Source organism: Flavobacterium lotistagni (assembly GCF_011392125.1).
GTDB lineage: Bacteria > Bacteroidota > Bacteroidia > Flavobacteriales > Flavobacteriaceae > Flavobacterium > Flavobacterium lotistagni.
This window is the reverse complement of sequence record NZ_JAAJBU010000005.1, coordinates 156,178-183,089: the sequence shown is the minus strand read 5'-3', so window position 1 is coordinate 183,089 and position 26,912 is coordinate 156,178. Positions and strand designations below refer to the sequence as shown.

The window sequence follows — 26,912 nt, the reverse complement described above, 5'->3', positions numbered from 1 at the left end:
TTGGCCGGGATTTTTTTTGAATTTACTTTTATTTTTTCGGCTTTTTAGGATTTGTAAATTCCTCAATCACACTTTTTCTGCCGATGGTTCTGGTAATGATATCTTTTTCCAAGTTCATACCGCGCGCCGGCGAATATTCGCGTCCATACCAAATAATCTGCAAATGCAAATCGTTCCAGAGCGCTTTCGGGAATAGCCGTTTGGCATCTTTTTCCGTCTGTACCACATTTTTTCCGTTAGACAAATTCCAGCGGTACATCAACCGATGAATGTGTGTATCGACGGGAAATGCAGGCACACCAAAGGCTTGACTCATCACGACACTGGCCGTTTTGTGGCCCACGGCGGGCAAGGCTTCCAATGCTTCAAAACTTTGCGGCACTTGTCCGTTGTATTTTTCAATCAATATTTGCGACAGCCCATAAATGCCCTTCGATTTCATTGGCGAAAGCCCGCATGGGCGAATAATTTCCTGAATTTCTTCCACCGACAATTTTACCATGTCATACGGATTATCGGCTTTAGCAAACAGCAACGGCGTAATCTGGTTCACGCGCACATCGGTACATTGGGCCGAAAGCAGCACCGCCACCAGCAGCGTATAAGCGTCTTTATGATCGAGCGGCACAGGCACACTCGGGTATAGTTCTTTTAACGTATTTATAACAAATGTCACACGCTCAGCTTGGTTCATACGAAGTATTTTAGGAGCGTAAAAATAGTGTAATTTTTTCAGTAGGGCCTAGTTCCGGTTTTCCGTTGCAACGCCGGTCGCTTTCAGCCAGTTTTTCTAGGCAATCGCTTCAGCTTCCTTGGGTCACTGAGCCATTACCAGAAAAAGCAAGCCTGAAACCGCCCGGGGTTTTCACTGCAACCCGGGGCAGGGTTTTCTGCTGGAATTCAACAACCCACAAGATATGACGACATTACAAAAAGGAGACAAAGCGCCCAACTTTTCAGCCCATGACCAAGACGGAAACCTTCATACTTTAGCCGATTACAAAGGCAAAAAGCTCGTAGTATTTTTTTATCCGGCTGCAGATACGCCTACTTGCACTACAGAAGCCTGCAACTTGCGCGACAATTACCAGAGTTTCCAAGCCCACAAATACGAATTGCTTGGCGTGAGCGCAGACACCGCAAAAAAACAGGCCAAGTTCAAAACCAAATACGATTTGCCTTTTCCATTGTTGGCAGATGAAGACCACAGCGTCATCAAAGCATTTGGGGTTTGGGGACCAAAAAAGTTTATGGGCCGCGAGTTCGATGGCATTCACCGCACTACGTTCATCATCGATGAAGAAGGAATTATTGATGAGGTAATTACCAACGTGAAGAGTAAAGAACACAGCGCGCAGATTTTAAAGTAGTATATTGACCGCTGCGCAGAAAGAACCAAGAACCAAGAGTCAAGAAGCAAGAGCCAAGAACCAAGAACGTTTCTATGAAAAAAAGAGCCAAGTAGACAATCTCTTGTTTCTTGGCTCTTGGTTTGTTTTATCTAAAAACAATCTATTTCGTTTCCTCTAAAACTTTGTTCGGGTCGTAACCGAAGAGTTGGTGTTGCTTGATGAGCTCTGCAATACCTTTGGGCAGCATTTCTTCCCAGCCGGTTTTTCCGCGGTTGATCATCTTGAGTACTTCGCGCGAGAATACCTGTAAATTGTTCGGATCGAAGTTGTCGATATCGACCACTTTTCCGTTGAATTTGAAAAATTTGTAAAGTTCCTTCATTCTCGGATGTACTTTCAAGTTTTCCGAAGTAATGATTTCTCCGTCTTCGCCCAGCATCGGGTAGAGGAACACTTTTAAATCGCGGTAGAACAATTTCCCGAAAGCCTCGAGAATTCCACCACTCAAATGGCGATAGTACTTTTCGTCAAAAATGTCAATCAAGTTGTTCACGCCCATGGCCAATCCCATTCTGGCTTTACTGTATGCCGAGAAATATTCGACTACTTTATAGTATTCTTGGAAGTTGGAAATCATTACCGTTTGGCCCAAGGCACAAAGCAATTCGGCGCGATCCATGAAGTCTCTTTCGTCGATTTCGCCTTCTGAGCGCAAATTCGAAAGCGTGATTTCAAAAATTACCAGTGTATTTTCTTTGTCAACCTTGCTTTCCTCTAAGAACATTTTCAGCGATTTCTCGTACATGTCCATATTCACACTCGTCACCGGACGGAAACTACCGCGCAAAGCCAAAATGTTTTTCTTGTATAAAATAGCGGCAGGCAAGATATTTTTTCCGTCAGGATTGAACATTACCGCATCGGTCATGCCATTTTTGACCAATTGTAAACTCATCAAACGGTTGTCAACTTCTGAAAAACGCGGCCCTGAGAAGTTGATCGTATCGATTTCCAACTGGTCTTTGTCAAGGTGATCGTACAGATAACGCAACAATTTTTTTGGGTCGGTATATTTGTAGAACGCACCATAAATCAGGTTCACGCCCAAAACACCTAAGGTTTCTTGTTGCAAACGCGCGTCGGTTTCTTTGAATCGGATGTGGATGATGATTTCGTTGTAGTCTTCCTCTGGATCAATCTGAAAACGGATACCAACCCAACCATGCCCTTTGAATTGCTTGGCAAAATCAATGGTAGCTACAGTATTCGCGTAGCTGAAAAATAGTTTGTTAGGGTGTTTCTCACGGCTGAGTCGGCGCTCAATCAAGTTGACTTCGTGGGTTAGCATTTTCTTCAAACGGCTTTCTGTGACGTAACGGCCGTCTTCTTCTACGCCGTAAATGGCATCGGAAAAATCTTTGTCGTAGGCACTCATCGCCTTGGCAATCGTTCCGGAAGAACCGCCTGATCTAAAGAAATGCCTTACGGTTTCCTGACCGGCGCCAATCTCGGCAAAAGTACCGTAGATGTTTTCATTCAAATTGATGCGCAGCGCTTTGTCTTTGAGCGACGGAACTTGTTCGATGATCTTATCGCCCTTGAGTTTGATCTGTTTGTCCATTATTAGGGTAGTAATACTTCGCGCAAAGTTAATTAAAATAGCCCTTTACCAAGTGAGAATTAATGCTAATTTTGTAAAAAAAATAACAGTTTGAAAGTCTATTTTTTAGGTACTGGAACCTCGCAGGGCATTCCTGTGATTGGGAGCGATCATCCGGTTTGTCAAAGTGTTGATAACAAAGACAAAAGACTCCGCGTATCAGTCTGGATTCACTGGGAAAATGGCTCTGTGGTAATTGATTGCGGACCCGATTTCCGCCAGCAAATGCTCACTTCAAACTGCCAGCGCATCGACGCCATTCTCTACACACACGAACATGCCGATCACACAGCTGGTCTGGATGATATTCGACCTTTCAATTTCAAACAAGGCCCGATTCCGATCTACGCACACGAAAGGGTTTTGGGAAATCTGAAAAAGCGTTTTGAGTATGTTTTTGAAACCGAGAACCGTTATCCGGGTGCACCGTCAGTTGTTCCTGTGAAGGTGAAAGCGTCGGAGCCTTTTCAGCTTTACGATAAGACCATTGTGCCGATTAACGTATTTCATGCAGATTTGCAGGTTTTCGGCTACCGAATCGATGATTTCGCTTACTTAACCGATGTTAAAACTATCGATGCCGAAGAAGTAGAAAAGCTCAAAGGGGTCAAAATTTTAGTCATTAACGCCCTTCGTGAAGAGCCGCATCACTCTCATTTCAATTTGCAGGAAGCATTGGCTTTTATCAAACTCGTGAATCCGGAGCGCACTTACCTGACGCACATCAGCCACCATTTCGGCTTGCATCAAGACATTCAAAAAAAATTACCGCCAAACGTTTTTGTGGCTTACGATAATTTAGAAATCACTATTTAACCTATGAAAAGATCGTTATTCCTTTATCTGTTTATCCTTTCGGTGCTGATGAATATCTTTACTTACATGTATTACAGCAAAAAAGACACCTTTGACCAAGCCCATTTTGCCGCTACAAACGCCAAACTCAAGGACAGCTTAGCGTTAGTCGTTAATCAGGTTGATGATGCCAATTATTTTTCACTGGAGCACAATCAAAATGCACAAGATTATTTCGTCCAAGTATCCGCTGAGAAGGTCGTCTCATACGAAGATTTGATTCCGCGGGTGAAAGAAAAACTGATGGATTTCAACGAAAACCCTGAAGGAAACCCCTACACCGGACAAGCCCAATTGGGAGCGCAGAAGTTTATTATCAATAAAGCCAAAGTGCTCAACCACCGCTGGGTAATTGCTGATTACAGCGACGGCAATTACTGGGGCGAAGTGCTTCTGAAGTATTTTGTCAATGAAGACAATTCGATATCATTTGAAGTGATTCAATCGGTGCTGTACCAAAAATAATTATTGCTCGAGCCAGTCTCTGAAATCAAAGAAATTCTGGGGCGAAACGCCATGCCCAATCGGGTATTCTTTATAAACGATGTCGATGCCTAAAGCCTCCAATTCTGGTTTGGCTTTGCGCGCCCAATCTACCGGAATTACTTGGTCTACGGTTCCGTGTGATGCGAAAATGCGCAAGTTCGAGAAGTCGTTTTTGGTGTAATTTTCAGTTGCCATCTCCGTGGTCAAATAGCCGCTCATCGCTACTACGCGCTTCACTTTTTCGGGATAAGAAAGCGCCACTGCATAACTCAAAATTGCGCCTTGGCTAAAACCAATTAGAGTAACATTATTGCCATCTATCGGATAATCTGTGATGATTTTATCAATAAAACCGGCAATCAAATCCCGCGATTGTCGTCCTTGGTTGAAGTCTGAGAATTTGTTTTCATTTGCGTCGAAATTAATCGCATACCAAGCATAGCTTCCGTACATTAAATCATAAGGCGCGCGCACCGAAATTACGTAGTACTGATCGGGAAGTTCGCTCGCAAACGAGAAAAGATCTTCTTCGTTGCTACCGTAACCATGCAACAGTAATAGCAAAGGGTTTTTACTTTCCGACTTTATCTTCGGTTCACGAACCAGATGGTATAAGCTCATAACAGGTAATTTTAATTGATGAAATTTTAAGATTTCGATTTATTTTCTAATTGATAGTCAAAATCTTATATATTTGAATTCTTTCAAATACAAAACATGCCAAAAGTACTCCTTAAATCCAAACAAAAAAAGCGAAACTGTCTTAGTGTTTTTCTGTTTTTTTCCTTTATCATCCTTCAAGCCCAAAACAAAATTGTCATCGCTTATGGCGATCAAATTCATTTAGGAAATGTACCCGAAGATACCCGATTTGAAATCCACGGTCCGAAGTCGTTGTGGCTCAAGGGAAACAAAATCAATCAGTTCCATTTCGACAAACCCGGAATTTACACCCTAAAAGTCGACGAAAAAAAACACCCAGAAGCCGATTGCGCCCGACTGCATTTGCCCAGCGAAATAGTGGTAGAGGTGAGCCCGGTAAAAATGACTTTTGGCCAACCACTTGAATTTTCGTCACCCATTGTCAAGAATAAAGAGACGCGCGGAATCACTTTAAAAGTTCCGGTTGTTATTCAAACCTATGACCATAGTCCGGCGGTGCTTAATCGTGCGCCAGTAGCATCAGCGGGTATCGGCTCCAACATCGTGGCACAACTCAAAACAGAAGCGACCTCTTTATCCGAAGGAACTCATTTTCTCGAATATTCCCTAAATGGTATAGCAACCGAAAACGCTTATCTGATGTTTGATTTTGTCGATGCCAACGGGAAAATCCAAAGTATTTCATTAGTAACGCCAGTAAAAAACTAACCCATGCGCGCCTTATTTTCACTTATATTTTTAGTTGTCGTTTCAATGTCGGTTTCAGCACAATGCGGAGGTTCGGAGTTTTGCAACGGAAACACTGGGCTTTATTCCAACGATGACGCGGCCAACATCGCTTACGATAATATTGGTTCGGGCTATCATTCTACTTATATCAAAGAGCCCAATTCGCAATGGAGAACTTGGGGCGCGAATATGAGAGAAAACGGTTCTTCACCAGCTTTATCTCCAATGTTGATTAATACAACAAATTATACGACGCTCACAGGAACAATATATAAAATTGCTCTTGGTTCTTGGGGTGGAGTCTCCCAAATTGTGGTACTTACATCAGACGGACTGTTTGTGGGTGGTTATGAAGGTGCAGTTATCAGTAATGCCATTACAAACAGTTCAAGTTTCAATAGGATAACAGTTGACGGAAAGGCAGACGGTTTGCCTATCGGTGTTAGTACGGACCAAATCAAAATGTTGTTTGTGACGACTTTTACCATCATCTTGACTACTTGTATAGGTGAAGTTTATGTACTCTCGATTGATAATAATGCTATCCGTGGAAATGGAAATATTTCTGGGCTTGAAACACGATGGTACAAAGTAATGCAAGACCCAACCACGCCATTGTCCGGCGTCATTGTCGCCCGCGGAAATACTAATGTAGGTTTTGCTTTAAAGTCCGATGGTACTCTGTGGACTTGGGGGCATTTTACCTACTTAGGAGATGGCTCTAATTCGACTACTAGAAACTATGCTACCCAAATGACTTTGCCTCCAGATATTCCCGCTGTAAAAATGATACAATCAACCAATGGGTCATATTACGTTTTAGGAACAAATAAAAAAATATATTCTTTGGGTAATAATGATTTAGGACAGTTGGGGGATCGGACAACTACAGAGAGAACTGTTTGGGTGAATGCGAAAAATCCGGACAACTCAGTAATGACAGATGCTGTTTGGATTTCAGCTAATGAGCATGATGTCAATTATCCAAGCATTGCGGTGATTAAAACGGGTGGCCTTTTATACACAGCTGGATCGAATAGTTATTATATGATAGGACGGCAAAACGGAATTAATCATTTTGACTTCCCAAGCGGAATACAAAGCACAGATGTTATTACTCATGCCGAATCTGGAGGGCATTCTACCGCTGTAGTTAAATTGGGTAGCGTTCGTTATGGCTACGTAGGGCATAGGATTGATGGTTCAATGGGCGATGGTAGTTCAGCAGACATGCTACAACAATCTTTCGATTTCATTACGCCGCCCATTGTAGCGGTCTGCGGAACTTTATGCGAACAACCGACCTTAACCACCAACAGTCCGACGATTTGCTCGGGTACCGACGCCATTTTCACTATCAGCGGAACACCTGGCGATATTGTAACTTATTCGCTCAATGGTGCTGCTTCACAAACGGTATCTATTGGCGCTAATGGCTCAGTAAACGTAACGGTTCCTGCCGCAATCGTCAATCAGAATATCAATTTGAGTTTTATTTTGGGCGGCACCGGCGATTGTTCAAACTTTCTATCGATGCAAGCAACCATCGGCATCAGTAACAATGTTACACCTACCTTTACTCAAGTGCCACCGATTTGTTCGGGCGCCACTTTAGACCCGTTGCCTACTACGTCAAACAATGGAATTACCGGAACTTGGTCTCCGCCGGTCAACAACCAGCTAACAACCACTTATACTTTTACGCCGAGTGTTCAAGGAAGCTGCATCACAACGGCTACCATGACCATTAATGTTCCGTCCACCACGGTACCTTCCTTTAACCCGATTGCGCCGGTTTGTGCGGGCATTTCACAAAGCCCTTTGCCTACGACTTCACTGAATGGTATCAACGGTACTTGGTCGCCGGCATTCAACAACCAGCAAACCACTACTTATTCGTTCACGCCCACCGAAGGTTCGTGTATTGATTTGGTCACTACGCAAGTGGTAGTCAAACCGACACCAACACCGGTTTTTGTTCCGATTGCCCCGATTTGCGAAGGCAGCCCGCTATTACTTCCTACTATCTCAACTAATGGAATCACTGGAGTTTGGTCGCCAGCGACGAACAATGCACAAGCCACAACTTATACTTTTTCACCAACTTCCGATTTGTGCGCGATTCCGGTTCAGATGACTGTTAATGTGAACTTAAAAGCAACTCCTGATTTTACCAACATACCGCCGATTTGTTTTGGCGATACCACTTTCAGTTTGCCCACAATTTCCAATAATGGAATCTCGGGAACTTGGTCACCGGCTTTCAGTAATACGCAAACCAAGGTTTATTTATTTACGCCCAATCCGCAAGAATGTGCCTTTGGTACCTCGAAGCAAGTAGCGGTTTTTGACGACTTCGATTTCGCGCTTACCAAATATTGCCAAAGCGGAAATTTAATGCTCGAAGCCTATTCTAATTTTGATGGGTTTGATATCCAAACGGCACAATTTGATTGGCAGATGAACAACCTTAGTGTTGGTAATGCATCGGTTTTCGACGTGTCTTCGTATATAAAAAGTACCTCAGTGACCGAAGTTTTACCGCTTGAATTTTCGATAACCGTCACTTCGGCCGATGGTTGCCCCAAGACAAAATCTATCGCGGTAGAAAGCATTTATTGCAGCATCCAGAAAGGTATTTCTCCGAACAACGATGGTCTGAATGAGTTTTTTGATTTGCGCTATCTCGATGTGGCAAAGCTCAGTATTTATAACCGATACGGCACCAAGGTTTATAGCAAGAACGGCTACAAAGACCAGTGGCACGGACAGTCAGACGACAATGGCATTTTGCCCGATGCTACTTATTATTATGTGATTGATTTTGAAGATGGTGCCGCGAAAACCGGCTGGATTTACATCAACAACGAGCATTAAACCCCGCGCTGATTAGATAAACTGAAATACTTTCTGAAACCAATCTCCAAGCAAGGGAAGCGGTTTGGTTTCGCCTTTAATTGCTGTGATGAAACCGTAAGTCCATAAAACGGAAACGAAAACCCACATGGCCGCCGAAATCATCAGACTGTCAAAATTGCTCACAATTAATCCCAAAGAAAGGAAAGTAACGGTAAGCCCAAGTGCTTGCCGAATATGAAATGAAGCAAACGGATTTTTGGTTTCGGAGTTCATTGAAATGGCAATCAATACGCCAATAATTAAAATGTAGCTCGTAATGGCTGCGGTTTTTCCTTCGCTGACTGTATTATTCATCGTTTAAAACTAATTTTCCACGGTTGTAAATGCCGTACACTTTTCCTTGGGTTGCATGATCTAAAAGTGCGGCATTTTTTGATTTTGAAAAGATATTATTCAAGCTAAAATGGCCACTGGCTTCGGGATTAAAAAGTGAAATGTTGGCCTGATTTCCTTCTTGTATTACTACTTTTTCCTGACCGAAGATAGTTCGTCCGGCAGTTAGTTTCTTCACCACAACTTCTAGCGGAAGCACCGTCAACAAAGCTCCAAACGCACTTTCGAGTCCAATAGTTCCATTTTTGGCTAGGTCAAATTCCATTTTTTTGTGTTCGATGTCAATCGGGTTGTGGTCTGAGGTAATCATGTCAATTGTTCCGTCAAGAACGCTGTCAATTAAAGCCTTTCTGTCTGTTTCTGTGCGCAACGGCGGCGCGACTTTAAATCGGGTGTCAAATCCGGCCAATGTCTCGTCGGTAAGCACCAAATGATGTACTGTGACACTACATGCTACCTGCAAACCTTTTGCTTTTGCTTCTTTAATCAGCGCCACAGATTTAGCTGAAGAAATCGTCGGGATGTGCAATTTTCCTCCGGTGTATTCCAGCAGAAATAAATTTCGGGCGATTTGCAATTCCTCTGCCAAGGAAGGAATTCCTTTTAAACCCAATCGAGTAGCAGACACGCCTTCGTTTACCACGCCTTTTCCTTTGACATCGTTGTCTTGAGAAAAAGCAATCACCAAGGCGTCGAAATCTTGGGCATACTGCAAAGCAATTTTAAGCAGGTTCGCGTTGTCTATGTTTTTGTTGTAATCTCCGAAAGCTACCGCTCCGGCTTTTTTCATATCATAAATTTCCGCGAGGTCTTTTCCTTCACTTTCCTTAGTCAATGCACCAATCGGGAAAATTTCTGTCGCTGTGGTATCCGATTTTGATTTTACAAACCGCACTTGGGATTGGTTGTCAACAATCGGAAATGTATTGGGTTGTAAGGCAATTCCGGTAAATCCGCTACAGGCTGCAACGCGCAATCCGTTGGCAATTGTTTCTCGGTCTTCATAACCCGGTTCGCCCAAAGAAACGCTCGAATCAAACCAACCTGAAGAAAGGTGCAGGTTGTCTAATTCAATTTCACGAAACTGCTCTGGATTGGGAATTTGATGGCCGATTTTCTGAATCATTCCGTGCTCAATGCGCAAGTCAACGGTTTGAAGGTGAAACGGACTACTCTCGTCGATGATCTTTGCTGCTCTGAGAATTAGGTTCATTTGACTAATTTTTGAATGAGTACTTCGAGGGCCAAAAACAATAAGGCAAAAATAACAAACCATTTCCAAAGCTGGCGGTCGCGGCGGTCAGTTTGTAAGGTGTCGAAAAAGTTTTCAATCGATGGTTTGACGGTAAAGTCTGCCAGTACGCTTGATGGGTCAACTTCGAGATTGCTTTCGGTTCGGTTATAGTTGAAGCTCACGTTTTCGAGCGGCTCGTCTTGTTTGTATACCTTGAAATTTCCGGCTTGTTCGGGATAATCGGCGCAATTCAGTTTGACTTTATTGCTCAGGATTTGCTGCACCGGAATAAATTGCTCGTCTTTGTTTCGGATACTCAAAATTTCGTCTTTGCCCAACAGCGCATCGATCATGATTGGATTATTTTCCCCAATATTATTAGCCGAAATGCCAGTTTTCTGTATGCTTTGCGCCATGTTGTAGAACGTCGGGACAATCAGTGGCGAGTTTTGAAAGTTCGAATTTTGCTTGTTAATTGCGGCAGCAAAAACATAAACTGACGATAGCGGTTGGGGCATCGCCGTAAGAAAAATACTTTGGTCTTGATAACTCAAAATCGCCGGATTATTGGTGTTGATGCCAAAATTGCTTTGCGTTTTCGGATACTGGAAATTCGCCACTTGTTTCTCAAAAACCGATTTAAACACCGGATTGTTGAACGAAATCTTGGTAATTAGTTTTTCGGATGCCTGTAAATTCGTCAGTTGTAATTTGCCGAAATTCGCCAAGAAACTGTTGCTGTTAGCCACACTACTTTGTGCCGACGGAATAAAAATCACGTTGCCGCCTTTTTCCGCAAAAGCTTTCAAAGTGGTTTGCAGCGCTTGCGGCACCTCGGGCAATTCGTTTAGCACAATCGCGTCTTGTTTTTCAAGGCTGTTGTAATCCAGGCCGCTGAGGTTGAAGTTGCTGTAGTTGAATTCATCCGAAGTATAAATCCGCGAGAGAAAACCGCTTTTATCCGAATCTCCGACACTCAATACATTAATTTTCTGAGGTTTTGAAATACTAAAATAAAAGGTATTGTCATAAGCCAAGCTATTGTCGGTAATGGTCACATAGCCATGGAAATCCGCTTTCGGAATCGTAAAATTCATGATTTTTTCAGCACCTTCCCAATTGATAATCGTTTTGGCAATCAGCTTTTCTTGGTTGTACAGCGCAATCGGAAGATTTTTGTTTTCCGAGCCATAAGCGCGCAATTTCACTCCAATTTCGTAGAATTCATCTAAGGTTTGTTCGATAAACACGCTGTCAATAGAAACGTTGTTTTTTTGTTCGGCTTCCGGTGTGATGAAAACCGTGTTCCAATTCGCATCGATACTTCTGAGTTGTTTGGGCTGCAAACCCATAGCGTCGGTAATAATAACGACATCTTTATGGTGGGCCATTTGGTGCGATTTGATTTTCGCCATCGCACTTTCGAGTTCGAATGGTTGCGCACTGAACTTAAGTTGCTGCAACTCTTTGCGAATCGATTTGATATCGGTATTCCAGAAGGCTTCGTTGTTGGTAAGCAACGAAAAGGTTTGGTTCTCGGGCAAATGTTCGAGTATGTCTTCGATAGCTCTTTGCAACAACGGGCCTTTTTTTCCTTTGGCTTGCATACTGAACGAATTGTCGAGCACCAAATAAAGGTCGTTCTGGCTGTTTTTACTGTCTTTGGATAAAAAATAGGGTTGGGCGAACGCGAAAATCAAACAAGCCAACAATAGCAAACGTGTGGCGAGCAACAACCATTTCTTGATTTTGGAGCTTTTTCTGGTTTCAATCGAAATTTCTTTCAAAAACCGAACGTTGGTGAAGTATTCTTTTTTGAAGCGCCGCAACTGAAACAAATGCACCAATATCGGAACAATCAATAAAAACAGAAAGTAAAGAATTTCCGGATGTTTGAATTGCATTTTGAAAAGATGGTTTTAGCGGCGTTCGGTGTGCGTTTCGCGGTGGTCAAAAATAGCAATCAATTGCGAGATATCCATTGCTTGAGCAGAATTATTTCTTGTCTTTTCGTTTCTTGTCGCGCGATTTTAACATGTTCCGATTCACCGAACCTGACGTTTTTTTCTTGGTTTTAGAAGGCCCGCCGAGATTGACTTTTTGGTTCTTTTTTGCTTTTTCATGAAAAGCGCCTTGGCCCTCGAGTTTCGGTTTCTTGAGCAGGAATTTTACCGGTTGCCTTTCTTTTTCCGGACCGATGAGTTGGGTTGAAATCGGCACGTTTTCCGGAATAGCGACTGTTTCGATTTCGAGATTCATCAACACTTCGGCTTCGAGTTTGGCTTCTTCTTCACGCGGCGAATAAAAACTAAGCGCCGTTCCGTTGGCATCGGCACGACCGGTTCTACCAATGCGGTGCATATACAACTCAGGAAATTCGGGCATCTCAAAATTCACAACGTGTGTAATATCTGAAATGTCGAGTCCGCGGGCCATGATATCGGTGGTAATAATGCCTCGCAAATGACCTTCTTGAAAAGTTGCCATCGTGTTCAACCTGTAATTCTGCGATTTGTTCGAATGGATGACACCAAATTCGCCTTCAAAGTCGGTTTCCAATTGTTCGTGAAGCAAATCGGCAATTTTCTTATTGTTCACAAAAATCAGTACGCGACTCATCGCAGCATCGGTTTGCAACAAATTTTTGAGCAAGTTGACTTTCGTGTGGAAATTAGGTACGGCGTAAATTTTTTGAGCGATATTCTCCAGCGGCGTTCCCGAGGCGGCGAGGCTCACTTCCTGCGGAAAATCGAAATAATCGTTGAGCAACGCATCGACTTCATCGGTCATCGTAGCCGAGAATAAAATGTTCTGACGTTTGGGTTTCATCATCGCCAGAATCGAAGTGAGTTGCGAGCGGAAACCCAAGTTGAGCATTTCGTCGAATTCGTCAATGACAAGCTTTGAAGTTTCATCGAACCGAAGTACATTGTCTAAAGCCAAATCCATGACTCGGCCCGGAGTTCCTACCAAAATATCGATGCCTTGATACACCGAAGTTTTTTGGGTATTGATATTCACTCCGCCGTAAATCCCGAGAGCGCGCACCGACATATACTTGGTGAGTTTTTCAACTTCTTCCACCACTTGAACCACCAATTCGCGCGTGGGAACGAGAATCACAATTTTTGGGGTGTGCGTCGGCGTAAACTTGTAAAGCTTAAGTAAAGGCAACAAATAGGCTAAGGTTTTTCCGGTTCCGGTTTGGGCAATTCCCATCATGTCGCGGCCCGATAAAATCACAGGAAACGACTTTTGCTGAATGGGCGTTGGCGTTGTAAAACCTAGCTCATCCAAAGCTTTTTGCACCGATTTGGGCAAACTAAACGATTCGAAAGTACTCATTGCTTTAAATATGTAGGCCAGTTTTTAGCCAATTGGTGGGCAAAGGTACATTTTTTATGGCTGCAACCGTGCAAGGTTTTGCGGTTTATCAGATGCCGTCGCTGGAAGTGTTTTGCGAAAAATATTGATAAGTTACCGCCGAGATTTCTTTGAGCACCGCCGGTAACTGTTTGAAATCTTTACCGCGAGTCATCACGGTAATTACGTATGGGTTGTTGTCTAGATAAACAATCGCCGATTCGCTCAGTTGTTGTTCGCTCAAATTTCCTGATTCGCCAAATTTGTGCGATACTTTGGTGTTTTTGGGCAAACTTGACACGATCCCTTGGTTGAAGTTGCACTGTCCGAGTATTTCGGTAGCCAGCTCAGAGTTTTTATTGCTCAGGTAAGAGCCGTTGTAAAGCGCTCGCATAAAATAGGAATATTCTTTTGCTGATATAGGGTAATTGCTCGATTTGATATCCGGGCTAGGCAATCCAAGATCGGTGAACACTTTTTTGAACAGATTGGTATCCATGTTTTCAAAAAGCAATGCCGTAGCGTTGTTGTCTGAATAGGCAATCATGTATTTCAACAATTCACGAACCGTATAACGCTGTCCGAGCACAATCGATTTGGATTCGTAGTTCGGGTGTTTGTCGGCAACATAATTTTTATTGTGCAGTAATTCTTTGTTTAAAAAACCCGGATGCAGTTCTTCCATTTTTAAGATGGTAATCAGCTCGGGTACTTTCATTAGCGAACCGGGCATGAACTTTTCGTCTGTATTAATTCCGGTCCAGCCATTGGTGTTGTACTCCTTAATATATACAGAGGCCGAATTAAGCGCACCAACCTTTTTGTAATTCTCGACAACTTCACCTACTTGCTGTTTCAACGAATTCAGATTGCTCGCTTCGCATTTCTGGTCTACAAACAAAATCGGTTTAATAAAATCGAACCCATCCATTCGTTTGATGTCATACATACAACCATCACTTGTAGCTGTAGCTGCATTTTCAGTTTGTTCGGTGTCTGTAGCGTTCTTTTTGGTCGTGTAATAGTAAGTGATGCAGTTGGTAGCTATCATTGAAAAAATCAAGATGCCCAACGATTTTTTACTGTTAAGAATATTCATTGTAAGTTAAGATTTTTAATAAATTCTATAAAGGCGCTGCGAATTTAAGAGATGTTTTAATAAAAAGCACCACTCTTTTAAACAATTAACATTTACTTTACCCTAAAAAGTTCCTGAGGTTTTTCAAGTAAGTAAATCGCCGCTTTAATGATTTTAAAAACCTTCAAATGCGCCTAAGCCAAATAAGGCAAAATCATATTTTACAGGGTCTTTCTTGTCGAGCAAACGAAGTTGGCTATCTAGTTCGGCCAGTGCTTTAGCATCGTTTTGTTTTCTGGTGAGCAATCCTAATTTTCGGGCAACATTGCCTGAATGTACATCGAGCGGACACGATAGCTTGGAAGGGTTGATGTTTTTCCAAATGCCAAGGTCTACGCCTTTGTTGTCGTGGCGTACCATCCAACGCAAGAACATATTGATGCGTTTGGCGGCCGATTGGTTCATCGGGTCAGACAGGTGTTTTTGGGTGCGCGGCTGGTGGCTGATTTCAAAAAACACTTTTTTAAATTTGTGAATGCTGGTTTGCAAGTAATGTTCGTCTTGGTGTTGGGCAAAAACATTTTCCAAGCCATGATGGTTTTTGTAGATATGTTGCAAGGCTCGGATAAAGGTCGAGAAATCGTCGCTATTGAAGGTACGATGTACAAATCCTGAAGGTTTTTCCAAATCTGAAGGCGAATGCGACATCACAAAATCGTGCGGCGCATTGCCCATAAGCGCCATCATTTTCTTGGCGTTTTGAATAATCATTTTGCGGTTGCCCCAAGCAATGGTGGCAGTTAAAAAACCGGCGATTTCAATGTCTTCTTTTGACGTGAACAAATGCGGAATCTGAATGGGATCGGTTTCGATGAAATTCGGGTGATTATACAAATCGACTTTTTCCTCTAAAAAAGAATGTAATTCCGCAGGGTTCATGGCTAGTTGGTTTTTTGGCTGTAAAATCCGTCCTTGAGTTCACCAGTGCGCAACTGCGGAACGTAATGCAATTTCTCGTTGAGGTATTGCAATTGTTTCTTGTTCACGCAGGGCAGTGCGCCATCGCCGTTTGCCCAAATGAAAACCGTAGCATCGGGCGAAAAGTACCGCAGGTTGCCCCATTCTTGTAGTGAGTAATTTGTTTTAAGGCTCGAATTTTCGTTAGGCAAAGCTAGTTTTTGAATTGAGAAACCTTCCGAAAATCCGACTAATTTCTCGTGTCGCGTTCTCATTTGAATCGGGGAAAACCACAGCAAAAAAGCCAAAATCCAGGTGCTCCAAAGAACTTTGTAGATTAGATTTTTACTTTGAACTACAATCGACAGTAAAAGCAATGTGAAAAACAAAGCAAACGGAATGATGAACCGGAATTGCGGCGAGGTAACCGCCATATAACCCAACTGCAAACCCAACACCATATAGAGCATCCAATAGGCTTTTTGATTGCAATAGCGCATTATAAAAAAAGGTAAAATCAACACTAATACAACGATGCCGGCATGCATCAAACTATCGGCAGCATAAAGCAACCATTTTACAAATATTCCTATTGAGCCCAACTGTGCATACGCTTCGCTTGAAATAAAAAAATCATAACATTTCGCACGATTGAACCAGAAATTATATACGGTTTCCGGAAGCGTATAATCGGTCTGAAACCAATTTTTAAAAAGCACGGAAGGATACAATGGATAACCCGTTAAGATATAGTTTTTAGTGATGAACAAACCCAGTACCGCGATGCCCAACACCAAAGGCAATGCTAAATTTTGAATCGAATTTTTAAAATGCTTGACGGTGTATACTATCGGAACCAACACAATAGGTAAAATCGAAATTTTAAGATACACCAGAAAAACTGCCAGTAACCACGAAATCAGTAAAGTGCCGGAGTCATAAGTATTGAAATTTTTCACGAAAATTCCAAACAAAATCAGCGAAATAACAACCAAAGCCAAACCTGCCGAGGGCACCGCACAGTAGGCAAAAAGCAAGACATTGGCTATAGGTAACAATCCAATCCAAAGGAGTGTTGACCTGTTGTTTTTGAAATATTCGTCGAGCTGAAACACGGCGAAAACGTTACCGAGCAAGAAACAAAATCCGTTGAGTTGGTTGAAATGGTTCGATACAAAAGAGAACGAGAACGCACTTTGCAAAATGTGCCAGCCGCAAGTTTGTCCGAAGAAGATATGGAGGTTTGCCAAACCTTTTACCAAACCGTATTCGTTGAGCCATTTGATGGTTTGAACATAGTAAGTTTCATTGTCTACAAATCCTTCGTTGGATTGCACATAGAGCAACAATAAGAGTATCGTCAGCAACAGAAAGGCTTTCAGTTGTTTGCTCAAGCTGCTTAGTTGCCTGCCCAAATTTGCGTAGGCAACAGCAAGTTCGCTCTTGTATCTAACCACAATCAAACCTTGCAAGGCCAAAAGAAAAAGCTGGAATTCGAAATTGATCCGATAAAAGATAGCCCAAATACTCGCCAGCACAGTGACGGCAAACATGCCCAGAACCATCGTCAATAAAGGCATTTGTATTTTAAGCCGCACCATTTTTTGAAAACCGAAACCTACGTTCAGCAAAGCAATGCCCAAAAAGCTCCAATAGAGTAGCAGCAGTAGCATCGGTTAGTGTTGGATTTGCCCGTCGACCATCGTTAATTTGCGATCAGCCATGTGGGCGAGATTGTCATTGTGGGTAACGATCACGAAGGTTTGCCCGAATTTATCGCGCAGATCGAAAAACAATTGGTGCAGGTTTTCGGCGGCGGCAGTATCAAGGTTTCCCGAAGGCTCGTCGGCAAAAATCACTGCGGGTTGGTTAATTAACGCCCGCGCCACAGCTACTCTTTGTTGTTCTCCACCGGAAAGTGCGCTGGGTTTGTGGTCGAAACGGTCGGATAAACCCAAATAATCCAAAATTTCTTTGGCTTTGGTTTCTGTTTCAGATTTGCTTCTCTGGGCAATCAACCCCGGAATGCAAACATTTTCCAGCGCAGTGAATTCGGGCAAAAGTTGGTGGAATTGAAAAATAAAACCCAAATGCAAATTTCGAAAACGCGACAGATTTTTGTCGTTCATTTTCAACACATCTTCGCCATCAATCACTAGTTCAGTATCGGCTCTTAAAGTAGGTCGGTCGAGTGTGCCCAATAGCTGCAATAAAGTGGTTTTGCCCGCGCCAGAAGCACCTACAATCGAGACAATTTCTCCGGCTTTGATGTGCAAATCGACGCCTTTCAGAACTTGTAAGTGATCGTATGATTTGAAAATATTTTTGGCTGAAATCATTTCGGGAAATTTAAGAATTAGTAGGCGGCTTGTCGTTTTCCTTGGGCAACAAAAAACCCAACCGCATTCCGCGCAGCATCTTTTTTTCAAAAGCCCAGAAGAAACGGAATTGCCCAAAAATAGCCCCAATGGCCACCAGCAGTACTTGGTAAATCGGGAAAATCATCAGCAACCGAACCGGTGTATACCAAAAACCCAAATCGCTAGCCGTAATGCCGAGCCAAGTGCAGAAAGGCTTAGAAAGCCAAGCCGAAGCCGAGCCGGTAATGGCAAATACGATAAAGATAATGACCAGTTGGAAATTCGAACGGATTTCCCAGCGCTGCCTGAAATTCGCCATAGGTTAAAGATTGACTGCAAATATAAAGTAGAATTGCCTCATAATCGCTGTTTGTAACGGAATTGAAAATACATAAAATAATGATACAACAAATAATTCACTTCATAACCATAATTGATTGTCGACGAATAATCGATGCGCATTTCATAAAGGTTCGGATCATATCGGTAAGGCTGTGCCACGCGGTTGTTGTATTCGGTCACGAAACGAATGTTGTGGTTCTCGAGATATAATAAGGAATAATAATTTCTCGGTTTTTGGGTAGCGAGCCAACTTTCAAAACCCGGTTCTATGATGATTACTTCATATTGTAGAGAATCATTGGCAATGCGGATGGTGTCGTTCTTTAGAACCGTTTCCACATCCGGACTTGCAGCAAGCTGCTTGGTTTGTGAACAGCAACAAATCAGGAAAATTACAGCAAAGGCCAACAGTATTTTTTTCATCGAGAAAACTTTGCCTAAAGTTACTCAAAGCGTTCGGGTTATAAAAAGAGATTTTGGCTTTTAACACGATGAGTATTTTATGGAAACACGAATTACACGAATTAGCACTAATTTTTCTGAACACCGGTTTCATATTCTGCATGAGTTTAATTCGTGAAAATTCGTGTAATTCGTGTTTAAAAAAGCCAGGCGCAAACCCAGCTATAAATCTTTAAAAATTCAATTCGTGAAAATTCGTGTAATTAGTGTTCGTCAAAAAAAGCCAGGCGTTAACCCAGCTTTTAAACTATACTAATTTAATTCGTGAAAATTCGTGCAATTCGTGTTTGCCCTACACTTTTTCCGACTTCATCAACCCAATAATCTGCTCCGCCAATTCCGTTCCAATTCGGTCTTGGGCTTCCAAAGTCGCGGCTCCAATGTGCGGTGTCAACGAAATTTTCGGATGCATCAAGATTCTCACTTCAGGGTTGGGTTCGTTTTCAAAAACATCCAAGCCGGCGAACGAAACTTTATTTTTATCCAAAGCGTCAATCAGCGCCACTTCATCAATCACACCACCGCGCGAGCAATTGATAATTCCGACTCCGTCTTTCATTTGGGCGATTTCTTCCGCGCCAATTACATATTCTTTCTGTGCCGGAACGTGCAGCGTAATAAAATCTGAATGTTTAAACAAATCCTCAATTGGCTCGGTCACGATATCCACGTTGATGAATTGGTTGTTGTAAAAATCCACCCGGATTTCGGCATTGTCTACATATTTATCTACGGCAATTACTCGCATGCCCAGACCTAAAGCGATTTTAGCTGTAGCTTGCCCGATACGCCCAAAACCAATAATACCGATGGTTTTGCCACGCAATTCGATTCCGTTGGCATAAGCTTTTTTCAAACCTTCAAAATTCGAATCGCCTTCGAGTGGCATCTGACGGTTAGAATCCTGCAAGAAACGCACGCCGCTGAACAAATGTGCAAATACCAATTCAGCCACGCTTTCCGAAGAAGAAGCCGGAGTATTGATCACATGGATGCCTTTCTCGCGCGCATATTCTACATCAATGTTGTCCATTCCGACACCGCCACGGCCAATGATTTTTAACTCTGGGCAAGCATCAATAATGTCTTTGCGAACCTTAGTCGCCGAGCGAACCAGCAATACTTTCACGTCGTTGTTGTTGATATAGTTGGCCACTTGTTCCTGTGCCACTTTGGTCGTGATTACTTCAAATCCGCCTTGTTCGAGTGCGGCGATACCGCTTTTAGAAATTCCGTCGTTGGCTAGTACTTTCATTTTTTTGAGTTACTGAGTGCCTGAGTGCCTGAGTGCCTGAGTTTTCTCGGCGTCACGACCGCTTTCGGCTTAATTATATTTGTTTTTATTAGAAGCTATTCCCGCTATTCGTTGCAAGTCCTCGCTGCGCTGTGGGCTTTTCACTACTATCGGGGCTAGGGCTTTTTACTAAATGTTTAAATTTCGTTTTCAAAACCAAATTTGATATACCTGAAGTCCACTGGACTTCCTCCTCTTAATATCAAATTATCGGGGCTAGGGCTTTTTTGCAATTAATAATTAATAGTTAATAATTAATAATTGTGTTTTTTTTCGAATTCTTTCATTACATCTACCAGAACCTGCACGCTTTCGATTGGCAGGGCGTTATACATTGACGCGCGGTATCCGCCCACGGAACGATGGCCGGTAATTCCTGAGATTCCGGCGGCTTTCCACATCGCGTCGAATTCGGCTGTGTGGCTTTCGTCTTCGAGCAAAAATACAGCGTTCATTGGGCTGCGGTCTTCTTTGGCCACAGTTCCTCTGAACAATGGGTTGCGGTCGATTTCGTTGTACAGTAAAGCGGCTTTGGCTTCATTCTCTTTTTCCATCGCTGCAATTCCGCCTTTGTTTTTGAGCCATTGCATCGTCAACAGGGAAACATATATAGGGAAAACGGCTGGCGTGTTGTACATACTTTCCGCCTTGATGTGTTTTTGGTAATCGAGCATCGCTGGAATCGCGCGTCCGGTTTTGCCTAAGATTTCTTCTTTCACCACCACGAGTGTAGTTCCGGCTGGCCCCATATTTTTCTGAGCACCTGCATAAATCAAATCGAATTGCGAGAAATCCATCACGCGTGAGAAAATATCCGAACTCATATCGCACACCATCGGCACGTTGGTCTTCGGGAAAGTTTTCATCTGCGTCCCGAAAATCGTGTTGTTGCTCGTGCAGTGGAAATAATCCGCATCGACCGGAATCGTATAATCTTTAGGAATATAAGTATAATTATCGGCTTTTGAGGAAGCCACAACCACAGTTTCACCAAAGGCTTTTGCTTCGGTGATGGCGTTGTTGGCCCAAGTTCCGGTGTCGAGATAAGCTGCTTTTCCGCCGGTTTTCATCAAGTTGTAAGGCACCATCAAAAATTCTAAACTAGCACCACTGCTCAGAAACAAAGCCTGATAACCTTTTCCGGTAAGTCCCAAAAGTTCCAATGCCAAAGCTCGGGCTTCCTCCATCACGGCTACAAAATCTTTGCTGCGGTGCGAGATTTCCAAAATCGATAATCCCGATTGGTTAAAATCTAAAACTGCTGCCGCTGATTTTTCGAAAACTTCCTGTGGCAAGATGCAAGGACCTGCGCTATAATTGTGCTTTTTCATTAGAAATTGGGTCAAATTAAAAATTCAGCCGCAAATTTCGGGAATAGGGTTGTAATAATCCACAATATTTGCAAATTATTCGTGGGATTTATCAACAAAAACGATGTAGTCCGGTTTTATATTTGAGTTAAAAAAGCAATCGTATCCACATTGTCCGCATAATCCCAAAGTTTCGGTTTCTGCGTCGTGCCAAATGGAATGCTGTGAGTCACCAAATTGTTTGAAACAATACACTGAATGTTTTCGAGATCGGCAACTAATCGTTTTTCGACTTCGTCAAGATTTCCATAATATTCGTAAAACACGCTCGAAATTGGCGAGGCATGGCTTATATCTTCTTTAATAGTCAAAAAACCATTGTCGAGGATTTTGAAATTGCTCATCAAAAAAACCGCTTTGTTGTAGTCGTAGTTGTTGGCGTATTTTTCATAATGAATCACATCCTGATACCTAAACATCGCTTCAAAAAAAGCTGTAAAATCATAATCTTTCGGGACGAATAATTTCGAAACGTTGCGGCAACCGAGCCCAAAATACCGGAAAATATCTTCGCCCAAGGCAATCAATTGTTCTTTGGTTTCTTGTCCGTTCAAAACAGCAATTGAATTGCGCGACTTGCGGATAATGCTGGGTTTGTCTTTAAAATAGTATTCGAAATAACGCGCAGTATTATTGCTTCCGGTGGCGATTACGGCATCGAAATGCTCGAGTTTGCCTTCAGTGAAAGTGATGTGGTTTTGTAACTCCGGGTCAACAGCGATTAGGTATTTAGCTAAAAAAGGCAATAACTGTTGGTCATTCGATGAGGTTTTAATCAGCACTTTATGGGCCGAAATCAAAACCGAAAGAAAATCGTGAAAGCCCACCAGCGGTATATTTCCCGCAAGAATCAGCCCAACGGTTTTGGGTTTTACTTCGGAGAAATCATAAGCCGAAAGCCATTGATTTAGGTTTTCTTCAGTCAAGGCTTCAGCCCAAGATTGGATCGAAAAATAAACTTGCTCGGGCGTAAACCAACCATTATGCGATTGCGAAATTTCCACTAATTGCAAAAAAGGCTCAAAAAACAAATCGTTGTGCAGTACTGCGGCATTTCTTTCGACACCTTTTGCAGAAAACTGACTCAAGAATTTTCCCAACTCAATAAAACTTTTCTTTTTCTCGTTTTGTGACATTCGTTACTTGTTTTAGAACACTTTTGATTGTAATTTTGCCGCAAAAATAAACTATTAATGGCTATAAGCAATGAGCTTTAAGCAGTAAGCAAGCTGACCAAAGCGAAAGCCTAGAACCTAATGCAAAAAAAATGGCTATAATCATTACTGACGAATGTATCAATTGCGGCGCGTGCGAACCCGAATGCCCGAACACCGCAATTTACGAAGGTGCCGACGACTGGCGCTATAAAGACGGAACGGCCTTGCGCGGAAAAATTGTTTTGCCCGACGGCACAGAAGTCGATGCCGATGCTGCCCAAACACCGGTATCCGACGATATTTACTACATTGTTCCGAGCAAATGTACCGAGTGTAAAGGTTTTCACGATGAGCCACAATGTGCTGCGGTTTGTCCGGTAGATTGTTGTATTCCAGACGAAAACCATGTAGAAAGTGAAGAAACTTTACTCAATCGGCAGGCTTTTCTGCACAATACTTAATATCAAGTCCTGAATTTATTTCAGGATTTTTTTTGCAAAATTCCTTTATATTTTTACTTTTAGCTTTCATATTGCGTGTAGTTCGTCGATTTTCTTAATCAGATTTGCATCAAGATTGTTAAAATAATACATAGTATGCTGCGAAAAGTACTGCTGCTGTTTTTTTTGTTTTTGAATCTTCTGGCCTTTGCGCAAGCGGTCGAGAAAACTATCATCTTAAAAGACAAAGACACCGATGCGCCGATTGAAGACGCTACGGTCACTATTCTGAAAACCAAACAAAATTTGCTCAGCAATGCCAATGGTGTAGTGACTTTCGAGCTCAGCGGCAATTCCAGCATTCAAATCCGGCATTCGTCATATCTTGGCGTTAATATCCGTTCGGTGGTTTTGAAAGAAGCTTCCACGGTAATTTATCTCAAAAGCAACGTAAACGATCTCGAGGAAATCATCGTCACCAAAAAGCATCCTCAGAAAATTCTAGCATCGCTGATTGAAAATTCTAAAGAGAAGCTGACCATTCCCGGACGATTGAAAGTCTATTCGCGCGAATTTTTCAAACTCAACGGCAAGTACGCCTATTACAACGATGGGCTGATGAACTTCCAGCTTTTAGACAAATCCAAAAAAATCAATGCGGTGTTGCTGGTCGAACAGAATCGATCTAGAAGCCTCACTACAGAAGATGTTATTGATGATTTGCTCGGGTATAATTTGAACGACATCATGGAGAATTATTACAATTTCAAATACCTCAATCCGCTGCTGGAAGCCCAAGCCAAACGAGAATATGAATTTGTGATTAAAGTGTATTCGAAAAATAAGGATTTATATGTGATTAGTGCAATTCCGACAGAAAATGCGAAAGGTTTGCTTGACGATTTTTCGGTGATTTACGATCCGCACAAAAAACTCATTATCGAAGTTAGTTCAGTAGTTTCGCCGATGGTAATCTCGAGAATGAAAGACAAACTAAGTCTGGGTTCGCGTAATATCAACCAATCTGAATTCAAAACCATCTATAAGATTCAGAACGGCAATTATTATCTGCTTGGCTCTAAGGAAGAAATCGGCTTTGAGAAAGTTTGTAAAGAACGCAACAAAGACATTCAGGTACGCAATTATTTCCTGACGATGAATTTCAGTACGCAAAATTACGCCTACAAAGACAGCGAAGTTTACAAAGACAAAACGCTCTACAATAAAAAGGATACTATTTTGAGCGATTACTGGAACGAATCAGGGCTCACGGCTACCGAAGAAGAACAACAGGTCATCAGTAGCCTTGAGGAACTTAACAATTAGGGCGATGACCGCTCCATTAAAATAATAACCTAAGCTCGGCTTTTTTGAAAACAATTACTTTCACGCTTCAAACGGCCCATTTCAATCTGTGTAAATCTGTGAAATCTGTGTTTCATAAACCATTTTAAAACGTATATTTGCGCACTTTTTTAACCCAAGAAAATGAAAGCAGGAATTGTCGGATTGCCCAACGTAGGAAAATCAACTTTATTTAATTGTTTGTCGAATGCCAAAGCCCAAAGTGCAAACTTTCCGTTTTGTACTATTGAGCCGAATATTGGTGTAGTAAACGTGCCGGATCCGCGCATCAACAAGCTGGAAGAACTCGTTAAACCCGAACGTGTTCAAATGGCAACCGTTGATATTGTCGATATCGCCGGACTAGTTAAAGGCGCCAGCAAAGGTGAAGGGTTGGGCAACCAGTTTTTAGGCAACATCCGCGAATGTAATGCGATTATTCATGTGTTGCGTTGTTTCGATAATGACAATATTGTTCACGTCGATGGCAATGTCAATCCAATCCGCGACAAGGAAACCATCGATATCGAACTCCAGCTCAAAGATTTGGAAACTGTCGATAAGCGCCTAGAAAAAGTAAACCGCGCTGCCAAAACAGGAAACAAAGAAGCCCAAGTTGAAAAAGCGTTTCTTGATAGAATTCGTGAAGCTTTATTGCAAGCGAAATCAGCTAGAACGGTTGCGCCGCAAAACAACGACGAAGAAGAATTGATGGAAAGTTTCCAACTGATTACTTCAAAACCGGTTTTGTATGTATGCAACGTCGATGAAGCATCTGCTGTGAAAGGCAATAAATATGTAGACCAAGTGCGCGAACTTGTCAAAGACGAAGACGCTGAAGTAATCGTATTGTCTGTAGGCGCCGAAGCCGATATTACCGAACTTGAAAGCTACGAAGAACGCCAAGTTTTTCTCGAAGACATGGGGCTTTCCGAGCCGGGCTCCTCAGTATTAATCCGCGCGGCCTATAAATTATTGAAACAACAAACTTACTTTACAGCTGGCGTTAAAGAAGTCCGTGCCTGGACCATCAACATCGGAGCCACAGCGCCGCAAGCAGCCGGTGTAATTCATACCGATTTTGAAAAAGGTTTTATCCGCGCCGAAGTCATCGCTTACGAAGATTATGTCGCTTACGGCTCTGAAGCTAAAGTTAAAGAAGCAGGAAAACTCAGAGTAGAAGGCAAAGAATACATCGTTAAAGACGGCGATGTGATGCATTTCAGGTTCAACGTTTGAGAAAAATCACATGTGAAAATGAATCATGCAAACCTGTAAATTATTTTACGGGTTTTTTTGTTTATTCCAACTACAATGTTTTACTTTATAATGCAGATTAGTATCAATAAACAAAACTTTTTTTATTGCCCATGTACTTTAAGCAAATCCTTGTTAGCGCTTCTAAAGCATTCTCTCCAGTATACCAAATCGATGGCTTTGAAGCCAACAAGGCCAATTTGGTTTTAGTCTTCGGACAAAGAACATTGCTTGAAGCGGTTCAGCCTTATGGGGTTTTGAAAGAAGCCTTTCCGCAAGCGCAAATCGTGATTTGTTCTTCTTCTGGGCAAATTTCCAATGATTGTCAAATTGCAAAAGAGATAGTAGCTACGGCTATTCAGTTCGAAAATACCAAAATAAAAACGGTAGTTACCGACGTGAATTTGCATCCAAATCTGAATGATTTTGGAGATTTAATCCAAAAAGATTTATATGCCGACGACCTTCAATCTATATTAATTTTATCCGAAGGCAGTCACGTCAATGGCACCGAACTTATTAATGAACTTATCGAGAAAACCCAAAGGCGAATTCCCATTTTCGGAGGTTTGGCCGGCGACGAATACGCTTTCGAGAAAACCATAGTAGGTTTGAATCAAGATGCCAGTTCAGGTAAAATTGTAGCCGTCGGATTTTACGGAGATGCCATTCGTTTTGGTTTTGGTTGCGAAGGCGGTTGGGGCGATTTTGGTCCAGAGCGTGAAGTTACCGAGTCAGATAAAAATGTCTTATATAAAATAGGTGATCGCTACGCCTTAGATTTATATAAAGAATATTTGGGTAAATATGCCAATGAATTGCCGGGTTCTTCACTTTATTTTCCGCTTTCAATGAAAGAAAAAGAGAGCAATACTTCAGTGGTGCGAACCATTTTATCGATTGATGAACAAAACAAATCCATGACCTTTGCGGGCAATATTCCCCAAGGTTCCTTCGTGCGATTCATGAAAGGAAACACCGATAAACTCATTGACGCCTCGGCCAAAGCTGCAGCAGCTATCGCGAAAGAGCCTTCGCAAACCCGACAGTTAGCACTGTTGGTCAGTTGTGTCGGGCGAAGAATTGTTTTAGACGACCGAATCGAAGAAGAACTAGAAGTAGTCAGAGAAACATTCGGTACCAATACTTTACTGTGCGGCTTTTATTCTTACGGGGAAATTTCGCCAACCTTAGATAAAGTGGCTTGCGAACTGCACAATCAAACCATGACGATTACTACTTTATACGAAACATAAC

At 42.3% G+C, this 26,912-nt stretch carries 25 protein-coding genes; 9 read left to right on the top strand and 16 right to left on the bottom strand.

Features of this window, described 5'->3' with window-relative positions; genetic code table 11:
- Nucleotides 1–28: 28 nt before the first annotated feature.
- Nucleotides 29–694, bottom strand: coding sequence for an endonuclease III domain-containing protein (locus G4D82_RS08005; RefSeq protein ID WP_166336413.1), 666 nt, complete (start codon nucleotides 692–694; stop codon nucleotides 29–31).
- A gap of 223 nt (nucleotides 695–917) precedes the next feature.
- Here G4D82_RS08005 and bcp point away from each other — a divergent pair, with 223 nt between their 5' ends.
- Nucleotides 918–1,370, top strand: coding sequence for a thioredoxin-dependent thiol peroxidase (gene bcp, locus G4D82_RS08000; RefSeq protein WP_166336412.1), 453 nt, complete (start codon nucleotides 918–920; stop codon nucleotides 1,368–1,370).
- Nucleotides 1,371–1,512: 142 nt separating this feature from the next.
- On the opposite strand, the gene G4D82_RS07995 is transcribed toward bcp, so the two are convergent.
- A complete protein-coding gene (locus G4D82_RS07995) occupies nucleotides 1,513–2,973 on the bottom strand; it encodes a TonB-dependent receptor (protein ID WP_166336410.1) in 1,461 nt (486 codons plus the stop codon).
- A 90-nt stretch (nucleotides 2,974–3,063) separates the two neighbouring features.
- Between G4D82_RS07995 and G4D82_RS07990 the strand changes: the two genes are divergently transcribed.
- Complete coding sequence (locus G4D82_RS07990) at nucleotides 3,064–3,828, top strand: MBL fold metallo-hydrolase (RefSeq protein WP_166336408.1); 765 nt, start codon at nucleotides 3,064–3,066, stop codon at nucleotides 3,826–3,828.
- 3 nt (nucleotides 3,829–3,831) lie between these two features.
- Nucleotides 3,832–4,332 carry a hypothetical protein gene (locus G4D82_RS07985; RefSeq protein ID WP_166336406.1) on the top strand — a complete coding sequence of 167 codons (501 nt, stop codon included), beginning with the start codon at nucleotides 3,832–3,834 and terminating at the stop codon, nucleotides 4,330–4,332.
- On the opposite strand, the gene G4D82_RS07980 is transcribed toward G4D82_RS07985, so the two are convergent.
- Nucleotides 4,333–4,974, bottom strand: coding sequence for an alpha/beta hydrolase (locus G4D82_RS07980; RefSeq protein WP_166336404.1), 642 nt, complete (start codon nucleotides 4,972–4,974; stop codon nucleotides 4,333–4,335).
- Nucleotides 4,975–5,070: 96 nt separating this feature from the next.
- Here G4D82_RS07980 and G4D82_RS07975 point away from each other — a divergent pair, with 96 nt between their 5' ends.
- Both G4D82_RS07975 and G4D82_RS07970 read left to right on the top strand, forming a co-directional pair.
- Nucleotides 5,071–5,724 (top strand): hypothetical protein, encoded by a 654-nt coding sequence (locus G4D82_RS07975; protein WP_166336402.1) that lies wholly within the window; start codon nucleotides 5,071–5,073, stop codon nucleotides 5,722–5,724.
- A gap of 3 nt (nucleotides 5,725–5,727) precedes the next feature.
- On the top strand, nucleotides 5,728–8,622 hold the full coding sequence (locus G4D82_RS07970) for a T9SS type B sorting domain-containing protein (protein ID WP_166336400.1): 2,895 nt from the start codon (nucleotides 5,728–5,730) through the stop codon (nucleotides 8,620–8,622).
- 12 nt (nucleotides 8,623–8,634) lie between these two features.
- Here the strand turns inward: G4D82_RS07970 and G4D82_RS07965 are convergent, their stop codons facing one another.
- The 13 genes from G4D82_RS07965 to G4D82_RS07905 all read right to left on the bottom strand — a co-directional run bounded on the left by G4D82_RS07965 (nucleotide 8,635) and on the right by G4D82_RS07905 (nucleotide 22,593).
- Nucleotides 8,635–8,958, bottom strand: coding sequence for a hypothetical protein (locus G4D82_RS07965; RefSeq protein WP_166336398.1), 324 nt, complete (start codon nucleotides 8,956–8,958; stop codon nucleotides 8,635–8,637).
- Entirely contained in the window at nucleotides 8,951–10,210 is a 1,260-nt protein-coding gene (locus tag G4D82_RS07960; RefSeq protein ID WP_166336396.1) for a dihydroorotase, read from the bottom strand. The genes G4D82_RS07965 and G4D82_RS07960 overlap by 8 nt, the downstream gene beginning before the upstream one ends.
- Complete coding sequence (locus G4D82_RS07955) at nucleotides 10,207–12,135, bottom strand: vWA domain-containing protein (RefSeq protein ID WP_166336394.1); 1,929 nt, start codon at nucleotides 12,133–12,135, stop codon at nucleotides 10,207–10,209. The genes G4D82_RS07960 and G4D82_RS07955 overlap by 4 nt, the downstream gene beginning before the upstream one ends.
- Before the next feature lie 91 nt (nucleotides 12,136–12,226).
- Complete coding sequence (locus tag G4D82_RS07950; protein WP_166336392.1) at nucleotides 12,227–13,576, bottom strand: DEAD/DEAH box helicase; 1,350 nt, start codon at nucleotides 13,574–13,576, stop codon at nucleotides 12,227–12,229.
- Nucleotides 13,577–13,664: 88 nt separating this feature from the next.
- Entirely contained in the window at nucleotides 13,665–14,693 is a 1,029-nt protein-coding gene (locus G4D82_RS07945) for a serine hydrolase (protein WP_166336390.1), read from the bottom strand.
- Between the two features lie 153 nt (nucleotides 14,694–14,846).
- Nucleotides 14,847–15,611, bottom strand: a complete 765-nt coding sequence (locus tag G4D82_RS07940) for a TIGR02757 family protein (protein WP_166336388.1) — start codon at nucleotides 15,609–15,611, stop codon at nucleotides 14,847–14,849.
- Nucleotides 15,612–15,613: 2 nt separating this feature from the next.
- Nucleotides 15,614–17,302 (bottom strand): LIC_10190 family membrane protein, encoded by a 1,689-nt coding sequence (locus tag G4D82_RS07935; protein WP_166336386.1) that lies wholly within the window; start codon nucleotides 17,300–17,302, stop codon nucleotides 15,614–15,616.
- Nucleotides 17,303–17,305: 3 nt separating this feature from the next.
- Entirely contained in the window at nucleotides 17,306–17,968 is a 663-nt protein-coding gene (locus tag G4D82_RS07930; RefSeq protein WP_166336384.1) for an ABC transporter ATP-binding protein, read from the bottom strand.
- Nucleotides 17,969–17,978: 10 nt separating this feature from the next.
- Nucleotides 17,979–18,308 (bottom strand): DUF6787 family protein, encoded by a 330-nt coding sequence (locus tag G4D82_RS07925; RefSeq protein WP_166336382.1) that lies wholly within the window; start codon nucleotides 18,306–18,308, stop codon nucleotides 17,979–17,981.
- Between the two features lie 38 nt (nucleotides 18,309–18,346).
- Nucleotides 18,347–18,754, bottom strand: a complete 408-nt coding sequence (locus G4D82_RS07920; protein WP_166336380.1) for a DUF6146 family protein — start codon at nucleotides 18,752–18,754, stop codon at nucleotides 18,347–18,349.
- Between the two features lie 331 nt (nucleotides 18,755–19,085).
- The gene (locus G4D82_RS07915) at nucleotides 19,086–20,048 is read right to left on the bottom strand and encodes a D-2-hydroxyacid dehydrogenase (protein WP_166336378.1); all 963 of its coding nucleotides are present in this window, start codon (nucleotides 20,046–20,048) and stop codon (nucleotides 19,086–19,088) included.
- 293 nt (nucleotides 20,049–20,341) lie between these two features.
- Nucleotides 20,342–21,418, bottom strand: coding sequence for a 3-phosphoserine/phosphohydroxythreonine transaminase (gene serC / locus G4D82_RS07910; protein ID WP_166336376.1), 1,077 nt, complete (start codon nucleotides 21,416–21,418; stop codon nucleotides 20,342–20,344).
- Nucleotides 21,419–21,534: 116 nt separating this feature from the next.
- The gene (locus G4D82_RS07905; RefSeq protein ID WP_166336374.1) at nucleotides 21,535–22,593 is read right to left on the bottom strand and encodes an acyl-CoA reductase; all 1,059 of its coding nucleotides are present in this window, start codon (nucleotides 22,591–22,593) and stop codon (nucleotides 21,535–21,537) included.
- Nucleotides 22,594–22,724: 131 nt separating this feature from the next.
- Between G4D82_RS07905 and G4D82_RS07900 the strand changes: the two genes are divergently transcribed.
- The 4 genes from G4D82_RS07900 to G4D82_RS07885 all read left to right on the top strand — a co-directional run bounded on the left by G4D82_RS07900 (nucleotide 22,725) and on the right by G4D82_RS07885 (nucleotide 26,911).
- Nucleotides 22,725–23,075 (top strand): 4Fe-4S dicluster domain-containing protein, encoded by a 351-nt coding sequence (locus tag G4D82_RS07900; protein ID WP_166336372.1) that lies wholly within the window; start codon nucleotides 22,725–22,727, stop codon nucleotides 23,073–23,075.
- 135 nt (nucleotides 23,076–23,210) lie between these two features.
- Nucleotides 23,211–24,380, top strand: a complete 1,170-nt coding sequence (locus tag G4D82_RS07895; RefSeq protein WP_166336370.1) for a carboxypeptidase-like regulatory domain-containing protein — start codon at nucleotides 23,211–23,213, stop codon at nucleotides 24,378–24,380.
- A 162-nt stretch (nucleotides 24,381–24,542) separates the two neighbouring features.
- Nucleotides 24,543–25,637, top strand: coding sequence for a redox-regulated ATPase YchF (ychF, locus tag G4D82_RS07890; RefSeq protein ID WP_166336368.1), 1,095 nt, complete (start codon nucleotides 24,543–24,545; stop codon nucleotides 25,635–25,637).
- A gap of 131 nt (nucleotides 25,638–25,768) precedes the next feature.
- Nucleotides 25,769–26,911: an FIST signal transduction protein gene (locus tag G4D82_RS07885; protein ID WP_166336366.1), complete on the top strand. Its 1,143-nt coding sequence runs from the start codon at nucleotides 25,769–25,771 to the stop codon at nucleotides 26,909–26,911.
- Nucleotide 26,912: the final 1 nt, after the last annotated feature.

What these genes read in the sequence shown, in the direction of transcription:
- G4D82_RS07950 (WP_166336392.1), bottom strand. Translation starts at nt 13,576, where the DNA reads ATGAGTACTTTCGAATCGTTTAGTTTGCCCAAATCGGTGCAAAAAGCT.
- bcp (WP_166336412.1), top strand. Translation starts at nt 918, where the DNA reads ATGACGACATTACAAAAAGGAGACAAAGCGCCCAACTTTTCAGCCCAT.
- G4D82_RS07895 (WP_166336370.1), top strand. Translation starts at nt 23,211, where the DNA reads ATGCTGCGAAAAGTACTGCTGCTGTTTTTTTTGTTTTTGAATCTTCTG.
- G4D82_RS07980 (WP_166336404.1), bottom strand. Translation starts at nt 4,974, where the DNA reads ATGAGCTTATACCATCTGGTTCGTGAACCGAAGATAAAGTCGGAAAGT.
- G4D82_RS07920 (WP_166336380.1), bottom strand. Translation starts at nt 18,754, where the DNA reads ATGAAAAAAATACTGTTGGCCTTTGCTGTAATTTTCCTGATTTGTTGC.
- G4D82_RS07960 (WP_166336396.1), bottom strand. Translation starts at nt 10,210, where the DNA reads ATGAACCTAATTCTCAGAGCAGCAAAGATCATCGACGAGAGTAGTCCG.
- G4D82_RS08005 (WP_166336413.1), bottom strand. Translation starts at nt 694, where the DNA reads ATGAACCAAGCTGAGCGTGTGACATTTGTTATAAATACGTTAAAAGAA.
- G4D82_RS07930 (WP_166336384.1), bottom strand. Translation starts at nt 17,968, where the DNA reads ATGATTTCAGCCAAAAATATTTTCAAATCATACGATCACTTACAAGTT.
- G4D82_RS07995 (WP_166336410.1), bottom strand. Translation starts at nt 2,973, where the DNA reads ATGGACAAACAGATCAAACTCAAGGGCGATAAGATCATCGAACAAGTT.
- G4D82_RS07955 (WP_166336394.1), bottom strand. Translation starts at nt 12,135, where the DNA reads ATGCAATTCAAACATCCGGAAATTCTTTACTTTCTGTTTTTATTGATT.
- G4D82_RS07985 (WP_166336406.1), top strand. Translation starts at nt 3,832, where the DNA reads ATGAAAAGATCGTTATTCCTTTATCTGTTTATCCTTTCGGTGCTGATG.
- G4D82_RS07940 (WP_166336388.1), bottom strand. Translation starts at nt 15,611, where the DNA reads ATGAACCCTGCGGAATTACATTCTTTTTTAGAGGAAAAAGTCGATTTG.
- G4D82_RS07965 (WP_166336398.1), bottom strand. Translation starts at nt 8,958, where the DNA reads ATGAATAATACAGTCAGCGAAGGAAAAACCGCAGCCATTACGAGCTAC.
- G4D82_RS07975 (WP_166336402.1), top strand. Translation starts at nt 5,071, where the DNA reads ATGCCAAAAGTACTCCTTAAATCCAAACAAAAAAAGCGAAACTGTCTT.
- G4D82_RS07925 (WP_166336382.1), bottom strand. Translation starts at nt 18,308, where the DNA reads ATGGCGAATTTCAGGCAGCGCTGGGAAATCCGTTCGAATTTCCAACTG.
- G4D82_RS07915 (WP_166336378.1), bottom strand. Translation starts at nt 20,048, where the DNA reads ATGAAAGTACTAGCCAACGACGGAATTTCTAAAAGCGGTATCGCCGCA.
- G4D82_RS07935 (WP_166336386.1), bottom strand. Translation starts at nt 17,302, where the DNA reads ATGCTACTGCTGCTACTCTATTGGAGCTTTTTGGGCATTGCTTTGCTG.
- ychF (WP_166336368.1), top strand. Translation starts at nt 24,543, where the DNA reads ATGAAAGCAGGAATTGTCGGATTGCCCAACGTAGGAAAATCAACTTTA.
- G4D82_RS07970 (WP_166336400.1), top strand. Translation starts at nt 5,728, where the DNA reads ATGCGCGCCTTATTTTCACTTATATTTTTAGTTGTCGTTTCAATGTCG.
- G4D82_RS07905 (WP_166336374.1), bottom strand. Translation starts at nt 22,593, where the DNA reads ATGTCACAAAACGAGAAAAAGAAAAGTTTTATTGAGTTGGGAAAATTC.
- serC (WP_166336376.1), bottom strand. Translation starts at nt 21,418, where the DNA reads ATGAAAAAGCACAATTATAGCGCAGGTCCTTGCATCTTGCCACAGGAA.
- G4D82_RS07885 (WP_166336366.1), top strand. Translation starts at nt 25,769, where the DNA reads ATGTACTTTAAGCAAATCCTTGTTAGCGCTTCTAAAGCATTCTCTCCA.
- G4D82_RS07900 (WP_166336372.1), top strand. Translation starts at nt 22,725, where the DNA reads ATGGCTATAATCATTACTGACGAATGTATCAATTGCGGCGCGTGCGAA.
- G4D82_RS07945 (WP_166336390.1), bottom strand. Translation starts at nt 14,693, where the DNA reads ATGAATATTCTTAACAGTAAAAAATCGTTGGGCATCTTGATTTTTTCA.